General features: G+C 70.8%; 19 protein-coding genes. 6 read left to right on the top strand and 13 right to left on the bottom strand.

Annotated elements, in window-relative coordinates; genetic code table 11:
* Positions 1–24: 24 nt before the first annotated feature.
* Entirely contained in the window at positions 25–1038 is a 1014-nt protein-coding gene (galE, locus tag PFX91_RS05880; protein WP_285729988.1) for a UDP-glucose 4-epimerase GalE, read from the bottom strand.
* A 187-nt stretch (positions 1039–1225) separates the two neighbouring features.
* Here galE and PFX91_RS05875 point away from each other — a divergent pair, with 187 nt between their 5' ends.
* The 5 genes from PFX91_RS05875 to PFX91_RS05855 all read left to right on the top strand — a co-directional run bounded on the left by PFX91_RS05875 (position 1226) and on the right by PFX91_RS05855 (position 5708).
* Entirely contained in the window at positions 1226–2503 is a 1278-nt protein-coding gene (locus PFX91_RS05875; RefSeq protein ID WP_285729986.1) for a sensor histidine kinase, read from the top strand.
* Positions 2500–3195, top strand: coding sequence for a response regulator (locus PFX91_RS05870; protein ID WP_285729985.1), 696 nt, complete (start codon positions 2500–2502; stop codon positions 3193–3195). The genes PFX91_RS05875 and PFX91_RS05870 overlap by 4 nt, the downstream gene beginning before the upstream one ends.
* Positions 3196–3304: 109 nt before the next feature.
* On the top strand, positions 3305–4204 hold the full coding sequence (locus tag PFX91_RS05865) for an ABC transporter ATP-binding protein (RefSeq protein WP_285729983.1): 900 nt from the start codon (positions 3305–3307) through the stop codon (positions 4202–4204).
* Complete coding sequence (locus tag PFX91_RS05860; RefSeq protein ID WP_502888252.1) at positions 4204–4956, top strand: ABC transporter permease; 753 nt, start codon at positions 4204–4206, stop codon at positions 4954–4956. The genes PFX91_RS05865 and PFX91_RS05860 overlap by 1 nt, the downstream gene beginning before the upstream one ends.
* Complete coding sequence (locus PFX91_RS05855) at positions 4953–5708, top strand: ABC transporter permease (protein WP_285729980.1); 756 nt, start codon at positions 4953–4955, stop codon at positions 5706–5708. Before PFX91_RS05860 ends, PFX91_RS05855 begins: the two co-directional genes overlap by 4 nt.
* Before the next feature lie 125 nt (positions 5709–5833).
* Here PFX91_RS05855 and PFX91_RS05850 read toward each other — a convergent pair whose 3' ends face one another.
* From PFX91_RS05850 to PFX91_RS05820, 7 genes are all read right to left on the bottom strand, one after another.
* The gene (locus tag PFX91_RS05850) at positions 5834–8428 is read right to left on the bottom strand and encodes a polynucleotide kinase-phosphatase (RefSeq protein WP_285729978.1); all 2595 of its coding nucleotides are present in this window, start codon (positions 8426–8428) and stop codon (positions 5834–5836) included.
* Positions 8425–9966, bottom strand: coding sequence for a 3' terminal RNA ribose 2'-O-methyltransferase Hen1 (locus tag PFX91_RS05845; RefSeq protein ID WP_285729977.1), 1542 nt, complete (start codon positions 9964–9966; stop codon positions 8425–8427). Before PFX91_RS05845 ends, PFX91_RS05850 begins: the two co-directional genes overlap by 4 nt.
* 84 nt (positions 9967–10050) lie before the next feature.
* A complete protein-coding gene (locus PFX91_RS05840) occupies positions 10051–10494 on the bottom strand; it encodes a transporter (RefSeq protein ID WP_285729975.1) in 444 nt (147 codons plus the stop codon).
* Between the two features lie 63 nt (positions 10495–10557).
* Positions 10558–11586, bottom strand: coding sequence for a hypothetical protein (locus PFX91_RS05835; protein WP_285729973.1), 1029 nt, complete (start codon positions 11584–11586; stop codon positions 10558–10560).
* Positions 11587–11676: 90 nt separating this feature from the next.
* Complete coding sequence (locus PFX91_RS05830; RefSeq protein ID WP_285729971.1) at positions 11677–13908, bottom strand: TRAP transporter permease; 2232 nt, start codon at positions 13906–13908, stop codon at positions 11677–11679.
* A 79-nt stretch (positions 13909–13987) separates the two neighbouring features.
* A complete protein-coding gene (locus PFX91_RS05825) occupies positions 13988–14557 on the bottom strand; it encodes a DUF1850 domain-containing protein (protein ID WP_285729970.1) in 570 nt (189 codons plus the stop codon).
* 12 nt (positions 14558–14569) lie between these two features.
* Positions 14570–15598, bottom strand: coding sequence for a TAXI family TRAP transporter solute-binding subunit (locus PFX91_RS05820; RefSeq protein ID WP_285729969.1), 1029 nt, complete (start codon positions 15596–15598; stop codon positions 14570–14572).
* 191 nt (positions 15599–15789) lie between these two features.
* Here PFX91_RS05820 and PFX91_RS05815 point away from each other — a divergent pair, with 191 nt between their 5' ends.
* Positions 15790–16788 carry a TAXI family TRAP transporter solute-binding subunit gene (locus PFX91_RS05815; protein ID WP_285729968.1) on the top strand — a complete coding sequence of 333 codons (999 nt, stop codon included), beginning with the start codon at positions 15790–15792 and terminating at the stop codon, positions 16786–16788.
* Positions 16789–16833: 45 nt separating this feature from the next.
* Here PFX91_RS05815 and PFX91_RS05810 read toward each other — a convergent pair whose 3' ends face one another.
* The 5 genes from PFX91_RS05810 to PFX91_RS05790 all read right to left on the bottom strand — a co-directional run bounded on the left by PFX91_RS05810 (position 16834) and on the right by PFX91_RS05790 (position 23342).
* Entirely contained in the window at positions 16834–18237 is a 1404-nt protein-coding gene (locus tag PFX91_RS05810; RefSeq protein WP_285729967.1) for a sensor histidine kinase, read from the bottom strand.
* 10 nt (positions 18238–18247) lie between these two features.
* Complete coding sequence (locus PFX91_RS05805; RefSeq protein WP_285729966.1) at positions 18248–19021, bottom strand: response regulator transcription factor; 774 nt, start codon at positions 19019–19021, stop codon at positions 18248–18250.
* Positions 19022–19140: 119 nt separating this feature from the next.
* The gene (gene glpD, locus PFX91_RS05800) at positions 19141–20862 is read right to left on the bottom strand and encodes a glycerol-3-phosphate dehydrogenase (protein ID WP_285729965.1); all 1722 of its coding nucleotides are present in this window, start codon (positions 20860–20862) and stop codon (positions 19141–19143) included.
* Positions 20863–21043: 181 nt separating this feature from the next.
* Positions 21044–21901: a lytic transglycosylase domain-containing protein gene (locus PFX91_RS05795; protein ID WP_285729963.1), complete on the bottom strand. Its 858-nt coding sequence runs from the start codon at positions 21899–21901 to the stop codon at positions 21044–21046.
* Between the two features lie 334 nt (positions 21902–22235).
* Positions 22236–23342, bottom strand: coding sequence for a GuaB3 family IMP dehydrogenase-related protein (locus PFX91_RS05790; protein WP_285730092.1), 1107 nt, complete (start codon positions 23340–23342; stop codon positions 22236–22238).
* Positions 23343–23362 lie beyond the last annotated feature (20 nt).

The raw sequence follows: 23362 nt of genomic DNA, 5'->3' as shown, positions 1-23362 counted from the left end.
GGCCCGTGGAGCGTGGGATCGGTCTCAGACGGCGAAGCCACCGGGGTTGGACGACTGCCAGCGCCATGCGTCACGGCACGCGTCGTCCACCGTGCGAACGGACTTCCATCCCAGGTCGCGGGCGGCTGCGGAGGCGTCGGCGAAGCACACGGCGATGTCGCCCGGGCGCCGATCGACCACCGCGTACGGGATGGACCCTCCGACGGCCCGTTCGAAGGCGCGCAGACTCTCCAGGACGGAGGTCCCCTCGCCGGTGCCCAGGTTGTAGACCCGGAAACCGGCGGCGTCGGCGATACGGTCCATGGCGGCCAGGTGGCCCTGCGCCAGGTCCACCACGTGCAGGTAGTCGCGCACGCCCGTGCCGTCGGGGGTGTCGTAGTCGTCGCCGAACACGTCCAGTCGCTCACGACGCCCGGCGGCGACCTGCGCGATGTAGGGGAACAGGTTGTTGGGCACCCCCTGAGGGTCCTCGCCGATCAGACCACTGGGATGGGCGCCGATGGGGTTGAAGTAGCGCAGCGAGACCACGTGCCAGCGCGGGTCGGCCTCGGTGAGGTCGCGCAGGATGCGTTCGGCGAACAGTTTGGTGGCGCCGTAGGGGTTGGTGGCCGACAGCGGACTGTCCTCGGTGATGGGCACCCGCTCGGGGTCGCCGTAGACCGTGGCCGAGGAGCTGAACACCAGGTTCCGCACACCGTGCTCGTCCATGACCTCGGTCAGGGACAGCAGGGCGTCCAGGTTGTTGCGGTAGTAGCGCAACGGTTGCTCCACGGACTCGCCCACGGCCTTCAGTCCCGCCAGGTGGATGACCGCGTCGATCCGATGCTCGGCGAAGACGCGACGCAGGGCCTCGGCATCGGCGCAGTCCACCTTGTGGAACGCGACGGTGCGCCCGGTGATGCGCTCGACGCGGCGCAGGGCCTCGGCGTGGCTGTTGACCAGGGAGTCCACGACCACGACCTCGTGCCCGGCTTCGAGCAGTTCGACCGCGGTGTGGGAGCCGATGTACCCGGCACCACCGGTGAGCAGTACGTTCATCTCTCACTTCCTGGCTGGAGCGCCCCGCCGCTTCGCGGGCGTTTCCCAGGATAGGCGCCCGCCGTCCGGAGGACGGGCGACGGCGTCACCGTGTTCCCCTCCGCGCCGTCCTCGGCTGTCTCCTCGTCCGTGGGTCCTCATACCGGGGTACGAGGTCCCATGACCCGCTCGCTCCTATCGTGGAGGAATGCCCGACCTGTCCCCGCGCTCCCTCATGGACCGCGCCACGTTGTGGGCCCGTGACCACGTGCTCGCCGTGGACGCGGGCTGGGCCGTCCTCTGCTTCGCCCTGGCGATGGTGTCCTGGCCGACGACCGCTTTCGGCACCTTCGAGTCATGGGCCTACCTCGGCCTGGCCGTCGCGTGCTGCACCGCCCTGGCCCTGCGCCGCGCCCGCCCCCTCCCGGCCCTGGCCGCCCTGGCGTCGCTGCTGGCGTTCCACGTCCTGTGGTTCGACTCCCTCACGACGCTGGTCGCGATCGGCGGCCTGGTCGGCGCCTACACGGCGCAGGCCGAGCTCTCCCGCCCATGGCGTGCCGTCGGATTCGTCCTGGTCCTGGCCGGCTCGGCCTGGGGCGTCCTGTCCCTGCCGCCGGAGAGCCTCTCGGCCGATCCGGAGTCACGCCTCAACAGCGTCCTCTCGGGGTGGACGGCCGTCGCGCTGGTCTCCCTGTGGGGCTCGTTCCGCAGACGCAACCGCGAGGAGTTCGCCCGTGTCGTGGAGCACGCCCGCTTGCTGGAGACCCAGCGGGCGCAGGAGGTGCGCCTCGCCGCGCTCGACGAGCGGACCCGCATCGCCAGGGAGATGCACGACGTCCTCGCCCACTCCTTGAACGTCATCGTCGCCCAGGCCGACGGGGGGCGCTACGCCGCCACGGCCGACCCCGAGCTCGCGGTGTCCGCCCTGGCCACCATCTCCCAGGTGGGACGCGAGTCCATGACGGAGCTGCACCAACTCCTGGGCGTCCTGCGCGACGGCGAGGAGCGTGGATCCACCCCCTCGCCCGGGATCGGCGACCTTCCCGGACTCATCGAGGAGTACCGCCGCGCCGGTCTGGACGTCCGCCTGGTCCAGCACGGTTCCCCACCCGCGCCACGCGACGGTCGGACGGTCTCGGAGACCACGTCGATCCTGCCCGCCTCCGCCTCCCTGACGGTCTACCGTGTCCTCCAGGAGGCCCTGGCCAACGCGCTCAAACACGGAGGGACGCCCTTCGTCCGGGTCGAACTCACATGGTCCGCGGGGCGGGCCGAGATCGTCGTGGTCAACTCCGTCCGCGAGACCGCGCCCATGCCCCCCGCCTCCGCGGGCGGACCTTCGGGCCACGATCGCCGCGGACCCGGACACGGCCTGGTCGGCATGCGCGAGCGCGTCGGTCTGCACGGAGGCACCCTGGAGGCGGGCCCCGACGAGGCGACCGGTGTCTGGCGGGTGCGCGCGGTGATCCCTTGGGAGGAGATGTGATCCGTGTGGGTCTGGCCGACGACCAGGTGCTGTTCACGGCCGGTGTGGCGATGGTGATCGACTCCCAGCCGGATCTGACCGTCGCCTGGCGGGCGGAGGACGGGGAGCAGGCCGTCGCCCACCAGCGCGCCGATCCCGTCGACGTCCTGCTCATGGACGTCCAAATGCCCGGTACGGACGGGCTGAGCGCCACGCGCACCCTCGTCTCCTCGGGCGCGGAGTGCCGCATCGTCATCCTGACCACCTTCGACACCGACGAGTACGTGATCGAGGGCGTGGAGGCCGGGGCCGCGGGGTTCCTGCTCAAGAACACCCCTCCGGAGGAGTTGCTGGAGGCCGTGCGCACCGTCCATCGCGGCGACTCCGTCATCTCCGCCAGTTCCACACGAAGACTGCTCACGCACGTGCGCCCGCTGCTCGGCGGCGCCTACCCCCACCCCGGACCCCCGCGTGGGCATCTCCGCCGGGCCGTGGAGTCGTTGACCCCGCGCGAGCGGGAGGTCCTGGTCGCCATGGCGCTCGGCCACTCCAACACCGAGATCTGCGAGCGTCTCGTGCTGTCCATGCCCACGGTCAAGACCCACGTCGGACACGTGCTGGCCAAGACGGGCTCCCGTGACCGGGTCCAGGCGGTGTTGTTCGCGTTCCGGGCCGGGCTGGTGGATCGTCAGGACCTGCTCCGGGAGGCCTGAGCGAAGGCCCCCGCTCCCCTCACACCACGGTGGGACCGTCCTCTTCGTCCCCCGGCACGATGTCCTCCCCGGGTGCCGTGCCCCAGGCTCTGCGAGGGAAAGGAGCCGCATGGACGACATCATCACCACCCATCGCCTCACGAAGACCTACGGTTCCCGCACGGTCGTGGACGACCTCGACCTACGGGTGCCGCGGGGCTCGGTGTACGGCTTTCTCGGACCCAACGGGTCGGGCAAGTCGACCACCATGAAGATGCTGCTGTCGCTGGTCCGGCCCAGCCGAGGGCAGATCCACCTCTTCGGCCGGCCGATGAACCGGGACACGCGCCCCGACCTGCTGAGGAAGGTCGGCTCCCTCATCGAGGCTCCCCCCGGATACGCCCACCTCACCGGACGGGAGAACATGGCGATCGTCCAACGGATGCTCGGACTCGACGACCGACAGATCTCCCGTGCCGTCTCCACCGTGCGTCTCCAGGAGCACATGACCAAGCCGGTCCGGGCCTACTCGTTGGGCATGAAGCAGCGCCTGGGCATCGCGATGGCCCTGGCGCGGGAACCGCGTCTGCTGGTCCTGGACGAGCCCACCAACGGCCTGGACCCGGCGGGCATCGAGGAGATCCGTGAGCTGCTGGTGTCCCTGGCGGCGAACGGCACCACCGTCATGGTCTCCAGCCACCTGCTCGACGAGATCGACAGGACGGCGTCGGTGCTGGGCATCCTCGGCCGGGGAAGGTTGATCTTCCAGGGCACGCGGGCCGAACTGTTCGACCGCAGCCTCCCCGACCTGCTCGTGGACACTCCCGAACCCGAGCGAGCCCTCGCCTTGGGTGTGCCCGCGGTACGCGCGGAGCGGGGCATACGCCTGTCCGGGTTCGACGACGAGGACACGGCCGCCCTCGTCCGGCGCCTGGTGGAGGGCGGCGTTCCCATCCACGGCGTACGTCGCGTCCAGCAGACCCTGGAAGAGGTCTTCATGGACCTCACCGGCCGTGAGGGGCTGGTGTGATGTCGACGGCGCTGGTCCTGGAACTACGGAAGATGCGCGGGCTGCGGGTCGGGACCGTGTGCGCGGTCATGGTGGCCGCCATCGTCGCCCTCACCTGCGCGAGTCTGATGTCGGACACCGCGCGGGCCGGTTTCGACGATCCGGACGCCCAGCCGTGGGAGAGGCTCCTCATGGGCTACGTCATGGTGGCGGCCCTGATCTCCCCCATCCTGGTGGCGGTGCTCGCCGGCAGACAGGTCGACGTGGAGCACCAGGGCCAGGGGTGGACGCTGTCGCGGGTGGCCGGTTTCGGTCCCGGACTGCTGTGCCGTGCCAAGGTCGTGGTGCTGGGGCTGCTCCTGGCGGTGGCGGTGTCCGTCCAGACCGCCCTGATCGTCATGGCGGGTCTGGCCGCCGGGATCACCGTGCCACCGTCACCCGGGATGTGGGCCGGGTACGCGGTCCGCCTGTTGCTGGTGGACCTGGCCCTTCTGTGTCTGCACGTGTGGCTGGCCGCACGGGTGGAGAACCAGCTCGTCGGGCTGGCCACCGGGATGCTCGGCGCGTTCTGCGGGGTGTTCTCCCTGCTGATGCCGCCGGCCCTGGCCCGGGTGCTGCCCTGGGGCCACTACGCGGTCATCTCCCCGCTGGGCATGGGCGAGGAGGGCTTCCTCGCGGTCACTCCCGGGTACGGCTGGTCGGCCGCGTTCCTGCTGGTCGTGGTGGTCCTGTTCGGTGTCGCCGTCCGGCGTCTGGACGGGAGGGAGGTATGAGGGGGATGGTCCTGGCCGAGCTGACCAAGTTGCGGCGTTCGTCGCTGTGGATCGTGGCCGTGGTCCTGCCGCTGCTCGCGGTCATCACAGGAACCGTCAACTACGGCGGCAACCAGGAGGCGCTGTCGTCCGGATGGAGTTCCTACTGGTCGCAGGTCGTGCTCTTCTACGGCCTGTTCTTCATGTCGATGGGCGTCGCGGTGATGGCGTCGGCCGCGTGGCGCATGGAGCACCGCGGCCACAACTGGAACCTGCTCATGGCCACACCCGCCCGGGCCTTCCGGATCGTGGGCGCCAAACTCGCCGCCCTCGCCCTGATGGTCTGGGCCATGCAGTCCGTCCTGCTCTCGCTGGTGGTACTGACCGGCAGGCTCGTCCTGGGCCTGGACGGATGGCCGCCCTGGCACAGTGTCGCCGCGGCGTTGCTGGGCGTCGTCGCCGCGCTGCCGGTCGTGGCCCTCCAGTCCGGCCTGTCGATGCTGATCCGTTCCTTCGCCGTGCCCGTGGCCCTGGGTCTGCTGGGCTGTGTCGCCGGGGTCGGTGTCCTCCTCTCCGGTGTCGGCGGGGTGCTCCCTCACCTCGTCCCCCAGGCTCTGGTCAGCATGACGCTCAACCTCGGTAGCACGGCCCTCTCCGACGCGGGAGGCCTCGACCTGCCGACGGTCGCCGCCATCGTGGCCGCGTCGCTGTCGTCCGCCCTCCTCCTGTGGGTGCTGGGCGCGACGGCACTGCGCCGGATGGACGTGCGCTGACACCGGTCACGGAGGCGTTCGGCCGTCCCCTCGGGCGGGAAGCCGCGCGCGGCGCGCGGGGCCTGGGGACGTGCGACGGTGGCGGGGCCCACGCGGAGGTCGCGCGTGGGCCCCGCCACCCGCCCCTACAGGCGGGGGTCGACCGGTTCCGACTCCAGGGCCAGCACACCGAACACCGGTTCGTGGACACGCCACAACGGTTCTCCGGCGGCGTGCCTGCTCAGCGCCTCCAGACCCAGCTTGTGCTCGCGCATGGCCAGCCCTCTCTTGCGGCCGAGCCCGCGGTCCTTGAGGACCTCCATCCGCTCCGGATCGGTGTAGTCGGGGCCGTAGACGATCCGCAGGTACTCGGGACCGCGCACCTTCAGCCCCGGCTGGACCAGACCCTTGGGCCCCTCGGCGCGTGCGCCCAGGACCGGTTTGACCACCATCCCCTCACCTCCGGCCGAGACCAGTGCGGTCCACCAGTCGGTGGCGGAGGCGCACGCGGCCGGGTCGGTGGTGTCCACCACGCGGTAGCGGGTGGGTCGGATCAGGCCGTCGGCCTCGGCCAGCTTCTCGGCGATCGCCATGTGCCACAGATGGTCGGCGTCGCCGTACTCCCTGCCCTCGGAGGCCAGCACCATGAACGGCGCGTACCGAAGCCCGGCCGTGCCGTCGGTGTCCCAGGAGTGACGTCGGTAGACCCGGCTGAACTCCTCGGTCTGCGCCGTGCGGCGCGCGACCTTGTCCACCAGTTCCTCCACCCGCACGCCCCGCTCGGCCGCGGCGGCCAGCGCGAGACCGGCGGCGGGCAGCGCGGCGCGGGCGGCGGCGCCCACCGACGCGTACTGATCGCGGATCAGGGACCGGGCCTTGGCCGACCACGGCAGCATCTCCCCGTCCAGGGCGATCCAGTCGGTGCCCAGACGGTCCCACAGTCCGGCTTCGGTGACCGCGTGCCTGAGCCGGTCCACCACCTCTCCCTGGAGCACGGGGTCGTCGAAGAAGGGCCGCCCGGTCCGGGTGTACACGACCCCTCGTTCCCCGGGGACGAACCTGCGTTCGGCGGCGGCCTCGTCACGGCACAACACGACCACGGCGCGCGAGCCCATGTGCTTCTCCTGGCACACGACCTCGCCCACGCCGGCTCCTCGGTAGGAGGCGAACGCCTCGGAGGGGTGTTCCAGCAGCCCCGGCTCGGCCGAGGTCGGCGCGGGCGCCATGGTGGGCGGCAGGTACGGCAGCCAGCGCGGATCGACCGCGAAACGGCTCATCGCCTCCAAGGCGGCCAGGGTGCCGCCCGCGTCGATGCGCACGATCCCGTACCTCGTCCGGACCTCCAGTCCGGTGCGGGGGCCACCGACGCCGACGTCGGTGATGTCCACGGTGACGTCCGGGCGCCCACCCGCCTCCCGCGTCGTCTCCTCCACCAAGGGCCTGGCGGGTTCGTACCAGGTCCGGTGGGCCGCCACCTCCACCAGTTCCCGCTCGGGATAGCGCAGGGCGGTGAGCTTTCCGCCGAACACGCAGCCGGTGTCCAGGCAGAGGGTGTTGTTGAGCCACTCGGCCTTGACCATCGGCGTGTGGCCGTGGACCACGGCCGCCCTCCCCCGGTACTCGCGCGCCCACGGCAGCCGGACCGGAAGCCCGTACTCGTCGGTCTCCCCGGTGGTCTGGCCGTACAGGGCGAAGGAGCGCACACGACCGGAGGCACGCCCGTGGTACTCCTCCTTGAGTCCGGCGTGCGCGACGACCAGCCTGCCCCCGTCCAGGACGAGGTGGCTGACCAGCCCGTCGCAGAAGGCGAGCACGCGCTCACGGAACTCCTCGCTCTCCCGTCCCAGCTGTTCCATAGTCTCGGCCAGACCGTGCGTCAACCGGACATCGGCCCCCTTCAGTGCCCGGACGAGCTTGTTCTCGTGGTTCCCCGGCACGCAGAGGGCGTCGCCGTCGGCGACCATGCCCATGACCAGACGCAGCACCCCGGGGCTGTCCGGGCCACGGTCCACGAGATCGCCGACGAACACCGCGGTACGGCCCTCGGGGTGGCGCGCTCCGACCGCACGCTCCTGGTCGTCCCGGGAGAACACGTAACCGAGCTCGCCGAGCAGTTCCTCCAGTTCCTCGCGGCAGCCGTGGACGTCCCCGACGATGTCGAACGGTCCGGTCAGCTCGCGCCTGTCCGGCCAGGCGCGTTCCAGGGCGATGACGGCGGTGTCGATCTCCTCCACCCCCCGCAGCACGTGGACCTTGCGGAAACCCTCACGGGGAAGTCGTTTGAGACCTTGGCGCAGGTCACGCCGCTGTCGCCGGATGACGTGGTCGCCGAAGTCCCGGTCGGGTCGGTCACGGTTGCGCTCCCTGGCCAGGGCCTCGGGGACGTCCAGCACGATCGCGGTGGACAACACGTCGTTGTCCTTGGCGATGCGCACCAGCTGCGCGCGTGCCTTGGGCTGCACGTTCGTGGCGTCCACGACGGTGAGCAGTCCCCTGCGCAGACGGATGTCCACGATGGTGTGCAGCAGGGAGAACGCGTCGGCACTGGCCGACTGGTCGTTCTCGTCGTCGCTGACCAGGCCCCGACAGTAGTCGGAGCCGATGACCTGGGTGGGCTTGAAGTGCCTGGCGGCGAAGGTCGACTTGCCCGCGCCGGACACGCCGATGAGCACGACGAGTCCCATCTCGGGCACGCCGAGCACGCGCGGCGCGGTGGCTTCGGCCTTCTCTGTCGTGCTCATCGGGTGAAGACTCCCATCTGGGTCGAGGCGCCGGTCTCGGGATGTTCGGGGCCCACCGGCAGGTGTCGGACGTCGTAGCCGTAGGTGCGGGCCACCCGGTCCGTCCACAGGGCGAACTCGGCCCGTGACCACTCGAAACGGTGGTCGCCGTGCCGGAACGAGCCGTGGGCGAGCCCCTCGTAGTGGGTGTTGTACTCGGCGTTGGGCGTGGTGACCACGACCACGCGGGGCCGGGCCTCCCCGAACACGTTCTCCTCCATGGCGGGCAGCCGGGAGGGGTCCAGGTGCTCGATCACCTCCATCAGGACGGCGGCGTCGTACCCGAGCAGACGTCTGTCCCGGTAGACCAGCGAGCCCACGAGCAGTTCGGCCCGGGTGGCCCCGGCGTTCGGACCGCCCCGGCCGCGGGCGTCGGAGAACAGGGGCCGGTGGTGGCCCCGCCCACGCGGGTCACATCCCCGGCACAGCCTGCGGTGGGCGTGTTCGAGGGCGGTGACGTTGACGTCCACTCCGGTGATCCGTTCCAGGGAGGGCTCACGCACCAGTCGTTCCAGCAGCCTTCCCGAACCGCACCCCAGGTCGAGGACGCTGGTGGCCTTCTCGGCCCGCAGCACCGCCATGACCGCCCCCGCGCGCTCCTCGGCCAGTGAGGCTCCGCGTTCGTCCCGCCCTCCGTCCGTCGACGCCTCCTCCACGGCGGGGTCGTGCTGTTCCTCGTCCTCGGGCAGGCCCTCGGCCTGGGCGAGGCGGGCCAGGGCGGTACGGACGTGGCCTTCGTTCCGGTGGAGGTAGCGGCGGGTGATCCAGGCGCGCTCGGGGTGGCCCACGAGCCAGCCGGTCTCGGAGCCGGGCGCTTCGACGGCGCCGTCGTCCTCATCGTCTCCGCTCGTCTCCGCTCCGGTCGGCCCCCCGGCACGCAGCAGTTTGTCGATCTCGCTCCGGTCCACCCAGTAGTGCTTGGTTCCGTCCATGGCCGGCAACAGCACGTACAGGTGGTTGAGCGCCTCGGACAGGCGCACGGTGCCGGTGAGGGTCAGCGACAGGTAGTGGGAGTCCCCCCAGCCGGGCAGTCCCGGGTCGAGCGGCACCGGTTCGGCCGCCACCGTCCAGCCCAGAGGTTCGAAGAGGGCGCGGACGCGGTCGGCCCCGGCCCGGCAGGGCACCGCCGGCATGCGCAGCTCCAACGGGATGGGGGTGCGCGCCAGTGCGGGACGTCGCTCGCACCTGCCCTTGAGAGCGGAGCGCATCACCCGACCCAGCGCCACCGCGAACAGCGACGACGTGGCGTAGGGGCGATCGTTGACGTACTGGGAGAGCGCGAGGTCGGGTGTGCTCACCGACGTGCGTGTACGCAACAGCGCCTGCGCGTCGACGTCCAGCAACAGCGCCGCGGTGCAGCGCTCCCGCGTCGCCTCGGGGTAGAAGACGTGGGCGGTCCCGAAGCTCTGCGCGAAGCTCTGCGCCCTGTCGGGATGCTTGTGCAGCAGGAAGCCGAGGTCCGTGGCCGGGTTCGTCGTGGTCGTGATCGTCAGTAGCACCCGTGCATTGTGTCCGAAACACCTGGAAGCGGCCAGGTGTTTTCCCCGCCGGGGGCCGGGCCGCTCCCGGCGGGGAGGGGCCCGTCAGCGGTCGCGGCGCCGGACGATCCACGTGGTGAGGGCCAGTACGGACGTGAGGACGAGCACCTCGGCGACCACCAGGGCCCCCACCGATCCCGTGATCGCCCCTAACGCTCCGGGAACGGTGTGGTCCTCGACCCGGGTCCACAGCAGGTACACGGCTCCGGACACGACCAGGTACGGGGGCGCGGCGATCAGGGCGGTCACGCCCGGCCGGGGCAACCGTGTGAGCAGTGCCATGGGCCAGACGAGCACGGCCGCCAGGGGCAGCGGCAGCAGGACCAGCGCCAGCCCGGCGCCGATGTTCGCGTCGGGGACAGGATCGGACAGGAGCAGGTACCCACCGACCCCCCACCCGACCAGGTGGGCGAGGCAGACGGCGACGAGGGCGGTGGCCGAGGCGGACAGGAAGAGACGGGACACGGGGACGTGGGAGACGTGGCTCATGACACGAGCATCCCGGCCACGCGCCGTGCGCGCCTGAGCACGGCTACTCACCACGCCGGTTCCTCAGAAGGACGGCGGGACGTCGGGTGCCCGCCCCGGGTCCACGCCCAGCTCGCCCATGGCGCGGGCCGACTCGCTCGGGGCGTGGCCGAAGAGCGACCACGGCAGCTCACAGGAGATCGTGCCCACGGCGCTCAGGTGCCAGCGCGCGGCCTCGGTCATCCCGGCCCGATGGAAGGCCCAGCCGTAGAGGTGGTGCGCCTGTGCGTCCCGCGGGTGGGGAACGGCCTCGGCGACCCAGTCGCGGGCGAAGGAGAACAGTTCCTGGACGTTCTCACCGTGGAGACGGCCCATGGCCAGATCCACGATGTAGTCCATGTTCCCCTCCCTCCTCAGTCGCGCGCGCTCCCGGCTCAGGTGCTCGGCGTGCGCCAACGCGAGCACGGCAGGGAGGGGGCTGCCGGTGGGGGCGGTGTCGGCGACCGATCCGGCGAAGGCGAACATCTCCATCGCCTCCGTGGAGACCGCCGCGAGCGCCCGGACCCTGGTCATGTGGGCGGGGAAGAGGTGGGGCGCCCGGGCGACGGTCTCGCGCCAGAGCCGGTCCATAGTCTCCCTGTCGGCGAGCAGCCTGAGCGCGACGGCCTGGAGGCCCTCCCAGGGCACCGCGTCGTCGCGACGCAGTGCGGCCGCGGCCTCCAGTGCCTCCTTCGCCTTGTGCAGGGTGCCGGAGGCGGCCTTGCGTTCGGCGCTGGAGAGGACCGGGGGCCGTCCGTCCAGCGCCCGCGACAAAAGCGCGTAGCCTGACCACAACATGACGTCGGCCCGGTCCGCGCCGTGCTCGGCGAGCATGGCGACCTCCTCGGGGCGGCCGGCCGCGGCCCGTCCCAGCCCCGCGGCCCTCAGCGCACGAACCTCGGGATCCTCACGGCTCTCCACCAACAGGGGGAGGCCGGCGTCGACGTCGCCCTCGCGTACCGCCTCGCACGCGGCCCGTAGCACCGGATCGACGTCCGGCACCTCCGGGACCAGGAGCGCCGCGATGTCAAGGGTGCGCGCCGCCCTGCGAGGTCTACGTCCGAATCGCCACATGCCAGCAGAGCGTAGGGCATGTGCGGCGGGCTCGTACCCTCGTGTCCGCCCCCGAACCGGTCGCGCCCCCGCCGCCGCGGCGGCACGGAGTCACTTCTCGGTGGCGGTGGTCCCGTCCTCGTGCCCGCTCCCGGCTCCGGCCGCTTCCCCGTCCTCGGTCCGTTTCGCGGGCCTCGCCGCGACACGGTGGCCGATCACGTGGAAGGCGATCAGCACGACACACATGACCGAACCGGCCAGGACGAACCATCCCGGTGCGACGGGGATCGACAGCACCGCCCCGAACAGGTCGCTCCACTCGGGGGCGACTATGACCAACATGGCGGCCAGGGCCAGTCCGAGCCTCTCCCCCAGCAGGGTGCGGCGCAGGAAGTGGCCCTCGATGGCGATCGCCGCCGCCGCCAACGCCACGCAGCCGGTGACCACCGCCACGACCAGCTCCTCCACCGGACCTTCTACGGCCATCAGGGCGCCGTAGGCCATCAGCAGGGGGACGAGGTACAGACCCTTGGCGAACTTCCACGCGGACAGCCCGGAGCGCATCGGGTCCGCGTTGGCGATGCCGGCGGCGGCGAACGCGGCGAAGGCCACCGGCGGCGTCACGTTGGAGTCCTGGCTGTACCAGTACACGACCATGTGCGCGACGATCACGGCCAGCCCCAGCTCCTGTAGGGCGGGGACCGCCAGGACCGCCAGGACGACGTAGGAGGCCGTGACGGGCAGGCCTATGCCCATGATCAACGACGTGAGGGCGACCATCAGCAGAGTGAGCAGCAAACTGCCCGCGAACGCGGTGACCAGGACGTTGGACAGCACCAGGCCCAGCCCGGTCAAGCCGACCATGCCGACGATGACACCCGCCACCGCGCAGGCCACCGACACCGGCAAGGTGTTGCGTGCGGCCAGCACGAACACCTCCAGGAAGTCCTTGGTGGTCAGCCGGCTCCCGGCCCGCAGCATCGCCACCACCAGCAGGGCACCGCACGCGTACAGGCCCGCCCGGGTCGGCGGAACATAGTTGAGCAGCAGCACGATGAGCAGGATCAGCGGGGCGAGGAAGTGCCAGCCCGCCCTCATCACCGCGCGCAGGGTGGGCAGCTCCGACCTCTCGGCGATCTCGACCTTGTGTTTACGCGCCAGGATGTCCACGAACAGGAACATCACGCCGAAGTACATCAGCGCGGGGATGATGGCGACCTTGACGATGTCGGCGTAGGGGATGCCCGTGCGCTCGGCCATGATGAACGCGCCCGCGCCCATGATGGGGGGCAGGATCTGCCCGCCGGTGGAGGCCGCCGCCTCCACACCCGCCGCGTCGTGCTTCCTGTAGCCGACCTTGCGCATCAGCGGGATGGTGAACGGTCCAGTGCTGACCACGTTGGCGATGGCGCTGCCGGACACCGAGCCCATCAGGGCGCTGCCCAGGACCGCTCCCTTGGCGGGACCGCCGACCATGCGTCCGGTGAGCACGTAGGCCAGGCCGACGAAGAAGTTGCCGCCCCCCGTCTTGGACAGCAGCGCGCCGAACAGGATGAACACGAACACGAAGGTGACGACCACGCCGAGGGTCAGCCCGTAGATGCCGTCGCCGAGGTAGCTGTGGGTGGCGATGCGCTGGATGGTGGCGCCGGAGTGCCCGAACTGACCGGGGATGAGCGGACCGATCCACGCGTAGAAGATGAACGCGGTCACCATCACGACCATGATCATGCCGACCGACCTGCGGGTCGCCTCCAGCAGCAGGACGATGGCGGCCAGGCCCATGATCCAGTCGACGTCGGTGTAGGCACCGGCCCGAGAGGCCAACGCGGCCTGATGCACCATCGGGTAGAAGCTGACCACCACGGTGGCGGCGATCAGCACCAGATCGAACACCAGCGCGGGAACCGAACGTCCCGCCCGACCGGGCAGGACCGGTTTGACCAGGAACACCAGCGCCATGACGAACATCAGATGGATGAGCCGCTGCTCCCGGGCGTCGAGTCCGGCGCGGAGCGCGATGTAGAGCTGGAAGGCCGTCAGGGCCGTGGCCAGGGCCAGGACCACGACGCCGATGACGGAGGCGGCGGTGCCCTCGCCCCAGCGTTCGACGGCCATCCGCCTCCAGACGGGATCCGCGTGCTCGTTCCCACCGTCCACGTCGGGGAGCGCGTCGGCGGACGTGCCCGCCGTGCGGCGTCCAGCGCCGGCTCCCTTCGAGGGCTCCCCGGCGCGGACGACCGTACCGTCGCCCCCGGGAACGGAATCTCCCGAACCCGTGGTCCCGTCGAGATCGTTCGCTCCCTGGGTGTCGCCCCTGACCTGGGACGGGTTCTCAACCATGTTTCTTCCTCGTGGGTCTCGGCGGGGCAGAACGTCGAACGGCCCGTGCGAGTGGCGGGCGGAAGGTTGCGGGCGGTTCTCAGCACTCCGGGCCGGGGCCGCCCTCCAACAGCAGGCGGAGCGCGGAGACTCGGACCGGTTCCACCGTCACCGGCCGAGCGGCCAAGCACCGGGACAGTCGAACCTCGTCGTCGGGTGTGCGGATCCGGTGGTCGGTGGTGGGGGCACCGACCCTGATGACGAGCTCCGTGCCGATGTCCCGGCCGATCCCGTCGACGACCCACCATTCGCCGTCGGCGTGACCGGTCCCCTCACCGGGGATGTGGCCCATGCCCGCGCCGAACTGGCGGAGCCGGGTGGCGTCGACGACCATGCGCCCGTCGCGGACATCGATGTCCTCCTCGATCGGCAACCCGTCGATGGAGTGGACGTAGGCGATGGTGAACCGCTCCCCCTCGGCCAGGGGAAGGTGGCCGACCGTGTCGCCCTCGTCGCTGAGGCGGAGGGCGGGCCGGAGCGGCAGCGCCGGGACGGTGAGGACCATGGCCAGAACGGTGCCGCACGTCACGAGTGCCACGGTCCGCCGACGCTGGGAGGTGGTCCCCGTGTCCGCGGAACCGTGTCCGCTCACCTCGAAGGACGTGCTCATGGAAGGCGCCGTCTAGGGAAGCAGTTCCTGGGGGAGCCGCACACCCTGCTCCTCATAGAAGCGGACGGCACCGGGGTGCACCGGGACGGGGCTGTTCAGGATGGTCTCGGGGACGAGGTACTCCTCGCCGGGGGCGTACACGTCGATGATCTGGTCCATGTGCTCGAACATGGCCGAGGTGATGTCGTAGGCTTGGTCCTCGTTGAACTCGCCGGCCACGACCAGGGAGTTCCACACGGCGATGGTGGGCACGTCCTCGTCCACACCCGGGTAGGTCCCGCCCTTGATGATGTGCTCGGTGTAGCCGCCGTAGCCGTTGACGACCGCGGCGCGCTCCTCCTCGCAGAGCGGGATGATGTGGATGTCGTCGGTGGTGCCGAGTTCGGTGATGCCGGCGTGGCCCTCACCGACCACCCATGACCCCGCGTCCAGCTGGTTGTTCTGCAGGGCGCTGGCGGTCTCGGCGTAGCCGAGCTGGTCCACCTCCACATCGGCGGTGGCGATCTCCAGGGACTCGAAGACCTGCTTGGTCGTGGCCTCGTTGCCGCTGCCGATGTCACCGATGGAGTAGCGGCTGCCGACCACGTCGGAGAAGCACTCGAAGCCCTTGTCCTCGGCGATGGAGGCCAGGGTCACCGTATGGAGGACATTGGGGTAGAGCACGGCCAGCGAGTAGGTCTGGATCGGGGAGCCCTCGAAATCGGCCATGCCGGTGGCGGCCTGGTCGGCGGCGTCGCCCTGGACGATGGCCAGGTGGCCGTCGCCGCGGCCGAGCAGGCGGAGATTCTCCACCGAGGCGCCGGTGGCCTCGACCGAGCCGGTCTGGCCTTCGAGGTTGTCGCCGATGATGGTGCTCAGAGCTCCCCCGATGGGGTAGTACACGCCGGCGGTACCGCCGGTGACGATACTGAGCCGGTTCTGGACGGGGCCGCCGCCGATCGCGATCTCCTTGTCGTCTCCGGACTCCGCCGGCTGGGCGCAGCCCGCCAGGAGTAGAGCGCTGAGGGGGATGGCGGCCAGGGACAGCGTCGCGCGTCGCATGGTCGGGTGTCCTCTCGGATGCTTCTCGGGGGGGTGAAGGTCGGCTGGACGTCCGCGTGGCGCCGCATGGGGCACGCCGGGCGTCGTCCCGCTGTCAGAGAACGTAGTGGCCGATTCCCCGGCATCCGTAGCCTGCGGCACCGGATTTGAGCCTCTTCTGAGGTTTCTCTCCGCTTGCTATTGTTCTTGCCATGGCGCGGTCCCCCACCCGGTCACCGAGAACGGTTCCCGGAGCGCTCCTCACGACGTTCCTGGTCGCCGCTTCCCTTCTCACCTGTTCACAGCCACCGGTCTCCCAGCCCCTCCGTCTGTCCATCGGCACCGGCGGCACCGGCGGGGTGTACCACGCCTACGGTGCGGGCCTTGCCCAGGCGAGCACCACCCGTCCGGACACCGAGGTCGTCGTCCTGACCACGGCCGCGAGCGTGGAGAACAACCGCATGGTCGCGGCCGGGGAGGTGGACGCCGCCTTCACCCTCGCCGACGTGGCCGCCCTCGCGGTGGCGGGCGAGGAGCCCTTCGAGGAACCGCTGCCCGTGGCGGCCATCGCGCGCCTGTACGACAACCACACCCACCTGGTCGTGCGGGCCGACTCCTCCTACGAGACGGTCTCCGACCTGGCCGGAAGCACCGTGTCGGTGGGGGCGCGCGGATCGGGCACCCAGATGATGGCCGAGCGGCTCCTGGAACTGGAGGGTCTGGAGGAGACCGGTGAACAGGGTGTGACGCGGCTGAGACTACCCATCGACGCCTCGGCCCGGGCCCTGGAAGAGGGCCGCGTGGACGCCTTCTTCTGGTCGGGAGGGCTCCCGACCCAGGCCGTCTCCGACCTGGCCGAACGCGTACCCGTTCGACTGCTGGACCTGGCCGAACACGTACCGGACCTGGTCGAAGGGTACGGCGGGCACTTCTCCGAGCTACCGGTTCCCGCGGGTACCTACCCCGACGTGCCCGCCGTGCGCACCATCGGCGTACCGAGCCTCCTGGTGGTCAACACCTCCATGCCCGACAGGATCGCCACGGAGCTGACCCGGCTGTTGTTCGACTCCCGGCCCCGGCTCACCGGCTTCCACCCGGTGGTGCTGCACCTGCATCCCCGCTCGGCGATCTCCACCCTGCCCGTCCCCCTGCACCCGGGCGCCGTCGCCTACTACCGCGAGGTCAAGTACGCCCATGACCCGGGAGGCTGACCTCCGGCCCTCCCTTGGGCCGCAGCCGCGACGCCGCGCCCCGACTCAGGCCCGAAGGCGGATACGTGCGTCGATCCCCCGGGGAGAGGCGGGGCGCAGGGACAGCTGGGCGCCCTGCATCTCCAGCAGGGCGACGACGATGGACAATCCGAGACCCGAGCCGCCCGCTCCGACGTGCCCGTCCCTCCAGAACGGCCGGGTGGCCTGCTCCAGATCGGACTCGGGTAGGCCCGGGCCGTCGTCCACCACGTGCACGTCGACGTGGGAGCCGCCGTCCGGGCCCTCCTGCGTCCGACGCGTGCGGATCGTGATCCGCACGCCCGGCCCACCGAACTTCAGGGCGTTGTCGATGAGGGCGTCCAGGGTCTGGTCCAAGGTGCCCTCCACACACCGGACCCGCACGCCCGTGTCGCCCTCGCGCACCAGGACCGCCCCGGCGCGTTCTGCGATCGGCGCCCAAGAGGACACACGGTCGTCGGCGACCTCCGCGACGTCCTCCCACACCATGGAGTGCCCGGCGTCCTCCGTACGGGCGAGGGTGAGCAGACTGTCGCAGACCCGGGCCAGACGGTCCACCTCGTCCAACGCCAGACGGTGCCCCTCCGCGCCCTCCGGCGTCAGATGGCGGGCCAGACCGTCCACACGCAGCCGCAGAGCGGCGAGAGGGTTACGCACCTGGTGGCCCGCGTAGGCGACGAAGGTGCGCTGGCTCTCCAGCATCGAGGCGATCGTGTCGGCCATCCGATTGAAGGACTCCCCGAGACGCCGCAGCTCGACCGGGCCGGCGGCCGCACGCACCCGAACGTCCAGGCTGCCGCCGCTGATCGCCCGAGTGGCCTCGTCCAGGTCGTCGATCGGACGCAGGACCCAGCGAGTGAGGGGACCCGCGGCGGCTATGCCGGCGACCATCAGCGCGACCACGGCGGCCCAGGCCGCGCACCACTGGACGAGGGTGGCGCGGCGCAGCGAACCGGTGGGCGAGGCGGTGACCGCCGCGCCCAGGACCTCTCCGGATCGGTCGATGGGCTCGGCGACGATCAGCGGTCCCCTCTGCCAGGGATAGACGACCGTGTCGGTCCCCGTCCGGTGTCCCGCGAGAGCGCTCCGGACGACTTCGGGTAGTTCACCCCCGGGCCCTGACCTGAGGGCCATGACCACGGGGACGACGCCCTCGCGGGAGGAGGCCACGACGCGGCCCTCCCGGTCGATGATGACGACGAGGATGCCGTACAGCTGGTCGTAGGCGGCCAGCTCACCGATCAGCGCGTCGGCCTCGCCGGTGAGCACGCCGGTTTCGGCCAGGCCCGCGAAGCGAGCGGTGTCGTTGATCCTGTCCAGGAGCATGTCCGAGGTGCCCCGGGCGGCGATGCTCCCGCACAGGGGCACCGCCAGTCCAAGGCAGGCCGCGACCAGGAGGGTCACGTACACGGTCAGCACTCGGCGGCGCACCGCGCGAGGGTCAGGACCGCTGGGCCGGGACCGCGCTCCCGGCCGGAGAAGGCACGGCGGGCGAACCGGCGTCGGGGACGGAGTCGGGGCGGACGGCCGCCCCTTCCGCCGCGGGAGCCTCACCACCCGCTCTCAGCCGATAGCCGACACCGCGCACGGTCTCGATGAGCCCGGGAGCACCGAGCTTGGAGCGCAGCGTGCCGACGTGCACCTCCAGAGTGCGCAGAGTGCCTGGCCAGGTGGTCCGCCACACCCTCAGCAGCAGTTGTTCACGGGAGACGACCCGGCCCGCCTCGCGTACCAGCACGGTGAGCAGGTCGAACTCCTTACGGGTGAGCTCGACCTGCTTCCCGTCGCGGGTGACGACGCGGGTAGCGGGGTCCACCCTCAAAGGTCCCGCGTCCATGGGCGGGTCGACGCACTTGCGGGTACGACGCAGGACGGCTTCCATCCGTGCGCACAGCTCCTCGATGGCCAGGGGTTTGACGACGTAGTCGTCGGCGCCCGACCGCAGGCCGCGGACACGTTCGTGCTGTCCGCCCCGGGCGGTGACCATGATGACGGCCGTGTCCCCGACTTCGTTCCGCCTTCGCAGGCGGGTGCACAGTTCGATGCCGTCCATGTCGGGCAGGCCGAGATCGAGCAGGACGAGGTCAGCGGGTGCGGCGGCGAGCGCGCCGTCGGCGGTACGCGCCTGCTCGACCGCGTAACCCTTGGCCTCCAACGCACCGGCGAGGGCGTCGGCCAACCGGATGTCGTCCTCGACGAGCAGCACCTTGATCATGGCTTCGCGTCCTTGGTCGTGTGGGGGGGCTACACCGCACCCTAACCAAGCCGTGTGCTCCGGGCTACTGCCCGTGGTCGGAACCGACGTCAGCGGGTCCTCCGTGCCACGGGGCACGTTCACGGACGCATGATGCTCGCCCCGGGGACGATCTCGGGAGCACCGTGCTGGATGGCGTCCGCCTCCTGGTCGGTGTCCTGCTCCTGCGCGGCGCGCTCGGCCGCGATCCCCTTGCGGTAGTACTCGACCTCGCGTGCGATCTGCTCCTCGCTCCACTCCAGGGACTCGGCGAGCAGCGCGGCCGCCTCGTCGGCGGCGGCGATACCCCGGTCCCAGGTCTCGAAGGAGATACGGGTGCGCCGGGACAGCACGTCCTCCAGATGACGGGCCCCCTCGGCCTCGACCGCGTAGACGACCTCGGCGCGCAGGTAGTCGTCGGCGTGCGCGAGCGGTCGGCCGAGGTCGGGACGTTCCCTGATCAGGTCGAGCAGGTCGTGGATGTGGGAGCCGTAACGGCGCAGCATGTGGGTGATACGGGAGACGTGCAGCCCCGAGTCCCGGGCCAGTCGGTGCCGCTGGTTGTACAGGGCCCAGTAGCCGTCGGCCCCCGCCAGGGGCAGTTTGTCGGTGACCGAGGGCGGGATGCCGTTGCCCAGTCCGTGCGCGACCGCGTCCACCGCGTCCTTGGCCATCACCCGGTAGGTGGTGTACTTGCCCCCGGCGATGAGGACCAGTCCGGGCACGGGGTGGGCGACGGTGTGCTCACGGGAGAGTTTGGAGGTCTCCTCCGACTCCCCCGAGAGCAGCGGACGCAGCCCCGCGTACACGCCCTCCACGTCGTCCCTGCTCAAAGGTGTGCGCAGCACCTGGTTGAGATGGTCCAGGACGTAGTCGATGTCGGCACGACTGGCGGCCGGGTTCTCCTTGTCCAGGTCCCACGCGGTGTCGGTGGTGCCGATGATCCAGTGACGTCCCCAGGGGATGACGAACAGGACGCTCTTCTCGGTGCGCAGGATCATCCCCGAGGAGGCCTGGATGCGGTCGCGCGGCACGACGAGGTGGATGCCCTTGGAGGCGCTGACATGGATCTGGCCCCGCCCGCCGACCATCTCCTGGATGTCGTCGGTCCACACTCCCGCGGCGTTGACCACCTGGCGTGCGCGGATGCGCAGTTCCTCACCACTCTCCAGGTCCGTGACGGTGGCGCCAACCACGTGCTCGCCCTCACGCAGGAAACCGACCGCCTGGGTGCGGGAGGCGATGCGCGCGCCCAGCCCGGCCGCGGTGCGCAGCACGCTGATGACGAAGCGGGCGTCGTCGACCTGGCAGTCCCAGTACTGGATGGCCCCGGCCAGGGCGTTGCGTTTGAGCGCGGGGAAGACGCGCAGGGCCCCCGATCTGCTCAGGTGGCGGTGTGCGGGCAGGCTCCGGTTGTTGCGCGAGGACAGGGCGAGGGCGTCGTAGAGGGTGACACCCGCGCCGATGTAGGCGCGTTCCCAGTGGCGGGCGAACGGGAAGAGGAAGGGCACCGGACGGACCAGGTGCGGGGCGAGCGTGGTGAGCAGCAGTCCGCGTTCCTGGAGCGCCTCGCGGACCAGCTCGAAGTCGAACTGTTCCAGGTAACGCAGTCCGCCGTGGATGAGCTTGCTGGAACGACTGGAGGTACCCGAGGCGAAGTCACGCGCCTCGACCAGCCCGGTGGACAGTCCGCGTGAGACCGCGTCCAGGGCGATCCCCGCCCCGACGATGCCTCCTCCGACCACGAGAACGTCGAGTTCCCTGTCGGTCATCGCCTCAAGCGCCTCGCCGCGTCCTTGGGGTCCCAGCCAGGTGGTAGCCATCCGTCTCCTCCGTCTCGATGTGGGCACTCCCAGGCGCATACCCGCCCTGGCCCGTGCCCATCGAAGAGGACCCCAGGCTAACGGTCGGTGTCGGACAAACCGGACGCCCGCTCACCGGCGTGTCTCACATGACGCGGTGGAGACTTCGTGCGCGAGGACGCCGGCCTCCCGGCCGGGACCCTCAGGAGGCGTCGGCGTAGGCGTGCGCGTAGGCCAGGACGTCGTTGACGTAGGCGCGGGAGCGGTTGTACGACAGGATCGCCTCCTCCCAGTCGGCGCCCACCGTCAGGTCGCGCCCCTCCGCGCACAGGTAACGCCCCGCCGAGAGCGCGGCGTCGTCGATGTTGTGCGGGTCGGGGTCGGCGCCGGAGAGCGAGGCGCCCCAGATCTCCCAGGTCTGGGGGATGAACTGCATGGGGCCGATCGCCCGGTCCCACTCCACGTCGCCGTCGTAGCGGCCGCCGTCGGTGTCGGGGACGGCCCGCGTCCGGTTGGTGCCGTCCAGCGGGATCCCGATGATGTCGACCGTCGTGACACCGTCGGGGCCGATCTCTCCTCCGGCGAAGGTGCCGTGGTGCGACTCCACGAACCCGATCCCCGCCAGCGTCGGCCAGGACAACCGACAGTCGGGGTGCTCCTGCGCCAAGGCCAACTGGGCGCCGGCGTACCCCTCCAGGGCGCGCCGGGGAACGCCCGTGGCCTCCGAGACCCGGTCCAGCCACGCGTCACTGGGCCGGGAGGCCGCGGGAAGGGGGGAGTGTCGTTCGTCGGCGCCCGCCTGCGCGGGTGGCCGTTCGTCCGCCGGAGTGACCTCCGAGACCTCGGGCGGGCCGGTGAGTTCGTCGTGCGGCGGCGTCTGGATCGTGCCCGCGGGCGGCTCGACGCCGGAGGCTCCGTGGGGCGACCAATCGTTGAACGCACTGGATATCCGGTCGACCAGGAGGACCACGCCACCCGTCACCAGCAGGCAGAGCGCGAGTGTCACGCAGACCGCGACCACCGGACCGCGGCCGCGACGCTTTGCACGCCGCTTACCCATAGGCTCCCCAGATCGTCAAAAAAACGTCAATCCCACTTCAGGACCTCACCAAAGTACGCGACCGGTGGCGGTACCTGTCCAGCCCCTCACGCACGCACGTTCGCGACGATCCCGGGAAAACGGACGGGGGCCGCACCATCGGTGCGGCCCCCGTGTTCGCCCTCGCGGGACTAGGTCGTGTTTTTTGAATCATTCCGGGCTCGCGTCCACCAGGCCGCCTCTCGCTACGCCTCTGCGCTCGTGAAGCACAACCAGGCTGAACTTCGCACATCGTCTTGCGAGAGATTGCCTGGACGGCCGCTCGCTGACCCGAAAGCCTTCTAAAAAACACTCCCTAGTGGTGCGGGTTGACCACGACCTCGACCCGCTGGAACTCCTTGAGGTCGGTGTAGCCGGACGTGGCCATCGTGCGACGCAGCGCCCCCATGAGGTTCATGGAGCCGTCACTGGTGGAGGCCGGACCGTGCAGGATCGACTTCAGGTCGCCGATCGTGCCCACCCGGACCCGCTCGCCACGCGGCAGTTCACCGTGGTGGGCCTCGCTGCCCCAGTGGTAGCCGCCGCCGGGGGCCTCGGTGGCGCGTGCGAGCGGGGAGCCCACCATCACCGCGTCGGCGCCGCAGGCCAGGGCCTTGGCGATGTCGCCGCTGCTGGTCATGCCCCCGTCGGCGATGACGTGCACGTAGCGTCCCCCGGACTCGTCCAGGTAGTCACGGCGGGCCGCGGCCACGTCCCCGATGGCGCTGGCCATCGGCACGGCCACGCCCAGCACGGAACGGGTGGTGTGCCCCGAGCCGCCACCGAAGCCGACCAGCACGCCGGCTGCGCCCGTACGCATCAGGTGCAGGGCCGCGGTGTAGGTGGCGCAGCCGCCGACCACGACCGGCACGTCCAGTTCGTGGATGAACTGCTTGAGGTTGAGCGGCTCGGCCCGTCCGGACACGTGCTCGGCCGAGACCGTGGTGCCCCGGATCACGAAGATGTCCACGCCCGCGTCGACGACCGCCTTGTGGTACTGGGCGGTGCGCTGCGGCGACAGCCGCGCGGCGGTGACCAGGCCCGCGTCGCGGATCTCCTCGATCCGGCGGCCGATCAGTTCCTCCTTGATGGGCGCGGAGTAGATCTCCTGAAGACGTCTGGTCGCGGCGTCGTCGTCGAGCTCCCTGATCTCGCGCAGCAACGGCTCGGGGTCCTCGTAGCGCGTCCAGAGCCCTTCGAGGTCGAGCACACCGAGACCGCCCTGTTCCCCCACGGCCACGACCGTCTCGGGAGAGGCGACGCTGTCCATGGGACTGACCACCAGTGGCGTCTCGAACCGGTAGGCGTCGATCTGCCAGGCGATGGACACCTCCTCCGGGTCCCGTGTGCGGCGGGCGGGCACGATCCCGATCTCGTCGAGCTCATAGGCGCGGCGCCCGTTCTTGCCCAGCCCGATCTCCACCTGAGCCAACGTTTCGATCC

This window comes from Nocardiopsis sp. ATB16-24, assembly GCF_030271535.1.
Classification (GTDB): domain Bacteria; phylum Actinomycetota; class Actinomycetes; order Streptosporangiales; family Streptosporangiaceae; genus Nocardiopsis.
This window is presented reverse-complemented; position numbering and strand designations above follow the sequence as displayed.

What these genes read in the sequence shown, in the direction of transcription:
- galE (WP_285729988.1), bottom strand. Translation starts at nt 1,038, where the DNA reads ATGAACGTACTGCTCACCGGTGGTGCCGGGTACATCGGCTCCCACACC.
- PFX91_RS05875 (WP_285729986.1), top strand. Translation starts at nt 1,226, where the DNA reads ATGCCCGACCTGTCCCCGCGCTCCCTCATGGACCGCGCCACGTTGTGG.
- PFX91_RS05865 (WP_285729983.1), top strand. Translation starts at nt 3,305, where the DNA reads ATGGACGACATCATCACCACCCATCGCCTCACGAAGACCTACGGTTCC.
- PFX91_RS05860 (WP_502888252.1), top strand. Translation starts at nt 4,204, where the DNA reads ATGTCGACGGCGCTGGTCCTGGAACTACGGAAGATGCGCGGGCTGCGG.
- PFX91_RS05855 (WP_285729980.1), top strand. Translation starts at nt 4,953, where the DNA reads ATGAGGGGGATGGTCCTGGCCGAGCTGACCAAGTTGCGGCGTTCGTCG.
- PFX91_RS05850 (WP_285729978.1), bottom strand. Translation starts at nt 8,428, where the DNA reads ATGAGCACGACAGAGAAGGCCGAAGCCACCGCGCCGCGCGTGCTCGGC.
- PFX91_RS05840 (WP_285729975.1), bottom strand. Translation starts at nt 10,494, where the DNA reads ATGAGCCACGTCTCCCACGTCCCCGTGTCCCGTCTCTTCCTGTCCGCC.
- PFX91_RS05835 (WP_285729973.1), bottom strand. Translation starts at nt 11,586, where the DNA reads ATGTGGCGATTCGGACGTAGACCTCGCAGGGCGGCGCGCACCCTTGAC.
- PFX91_RS05830 (WP_285729971.1), bottom strand. Translation starts at nt 13,908, where the DNA reads ATGGTTGAGAACCCGTCCCAGGTCAGGGGCGACACCCAGGGAGCGAAC.
- PFX91_RS05825 (WP_285729970.1), bottom strand. Translation starts at nt 14,557, where the DNA reads ATGAGCACGTCCTTCGAGGTGAGCGGACACGGTTCCGCGGACACGGGG.
- PFX91_RS05820 (WP_285729969.1), bottom strand. Translation starts at nt 15,598, where the DNA reads ATGCGACGCGCGACGCTGTCCCTGGCCGCCATCCCCCTCAGCGCTCTA.
- PFX91_RS05815 (WP_285729968.1), top strand. Translation starts at nt 15,790, where the DNA reads ATGGCGCGGTCCCCCACCCGGTCACCGAGAACGGTTCCCGGAGCGCTC.
- PFX91_RS05805 (WP_285729966.1), bottom strand. Translation starts at nt 19,021, where the DNA reads ATGATCAAGGTGCTGCTCGTCGAGGACGACATCCGGTTGGCCGACGCC.
- glpD (WP_285729965.1), bottom strand. Translation starts at nt 20,862, where the DNA reads ATGGCTACCACCTGGCTGGGACCCCAAGGACGCGGCGAGGCGCTTGAG.
- PFX91_RS05795 (WP_285729963.1), bottom strand. Translation starts at nt 21,901, where the DNA reads ATGGGTAAGCGGCGTGCAAAGCGTCGCGGCCGCGGTCCGGTGGTCGCG.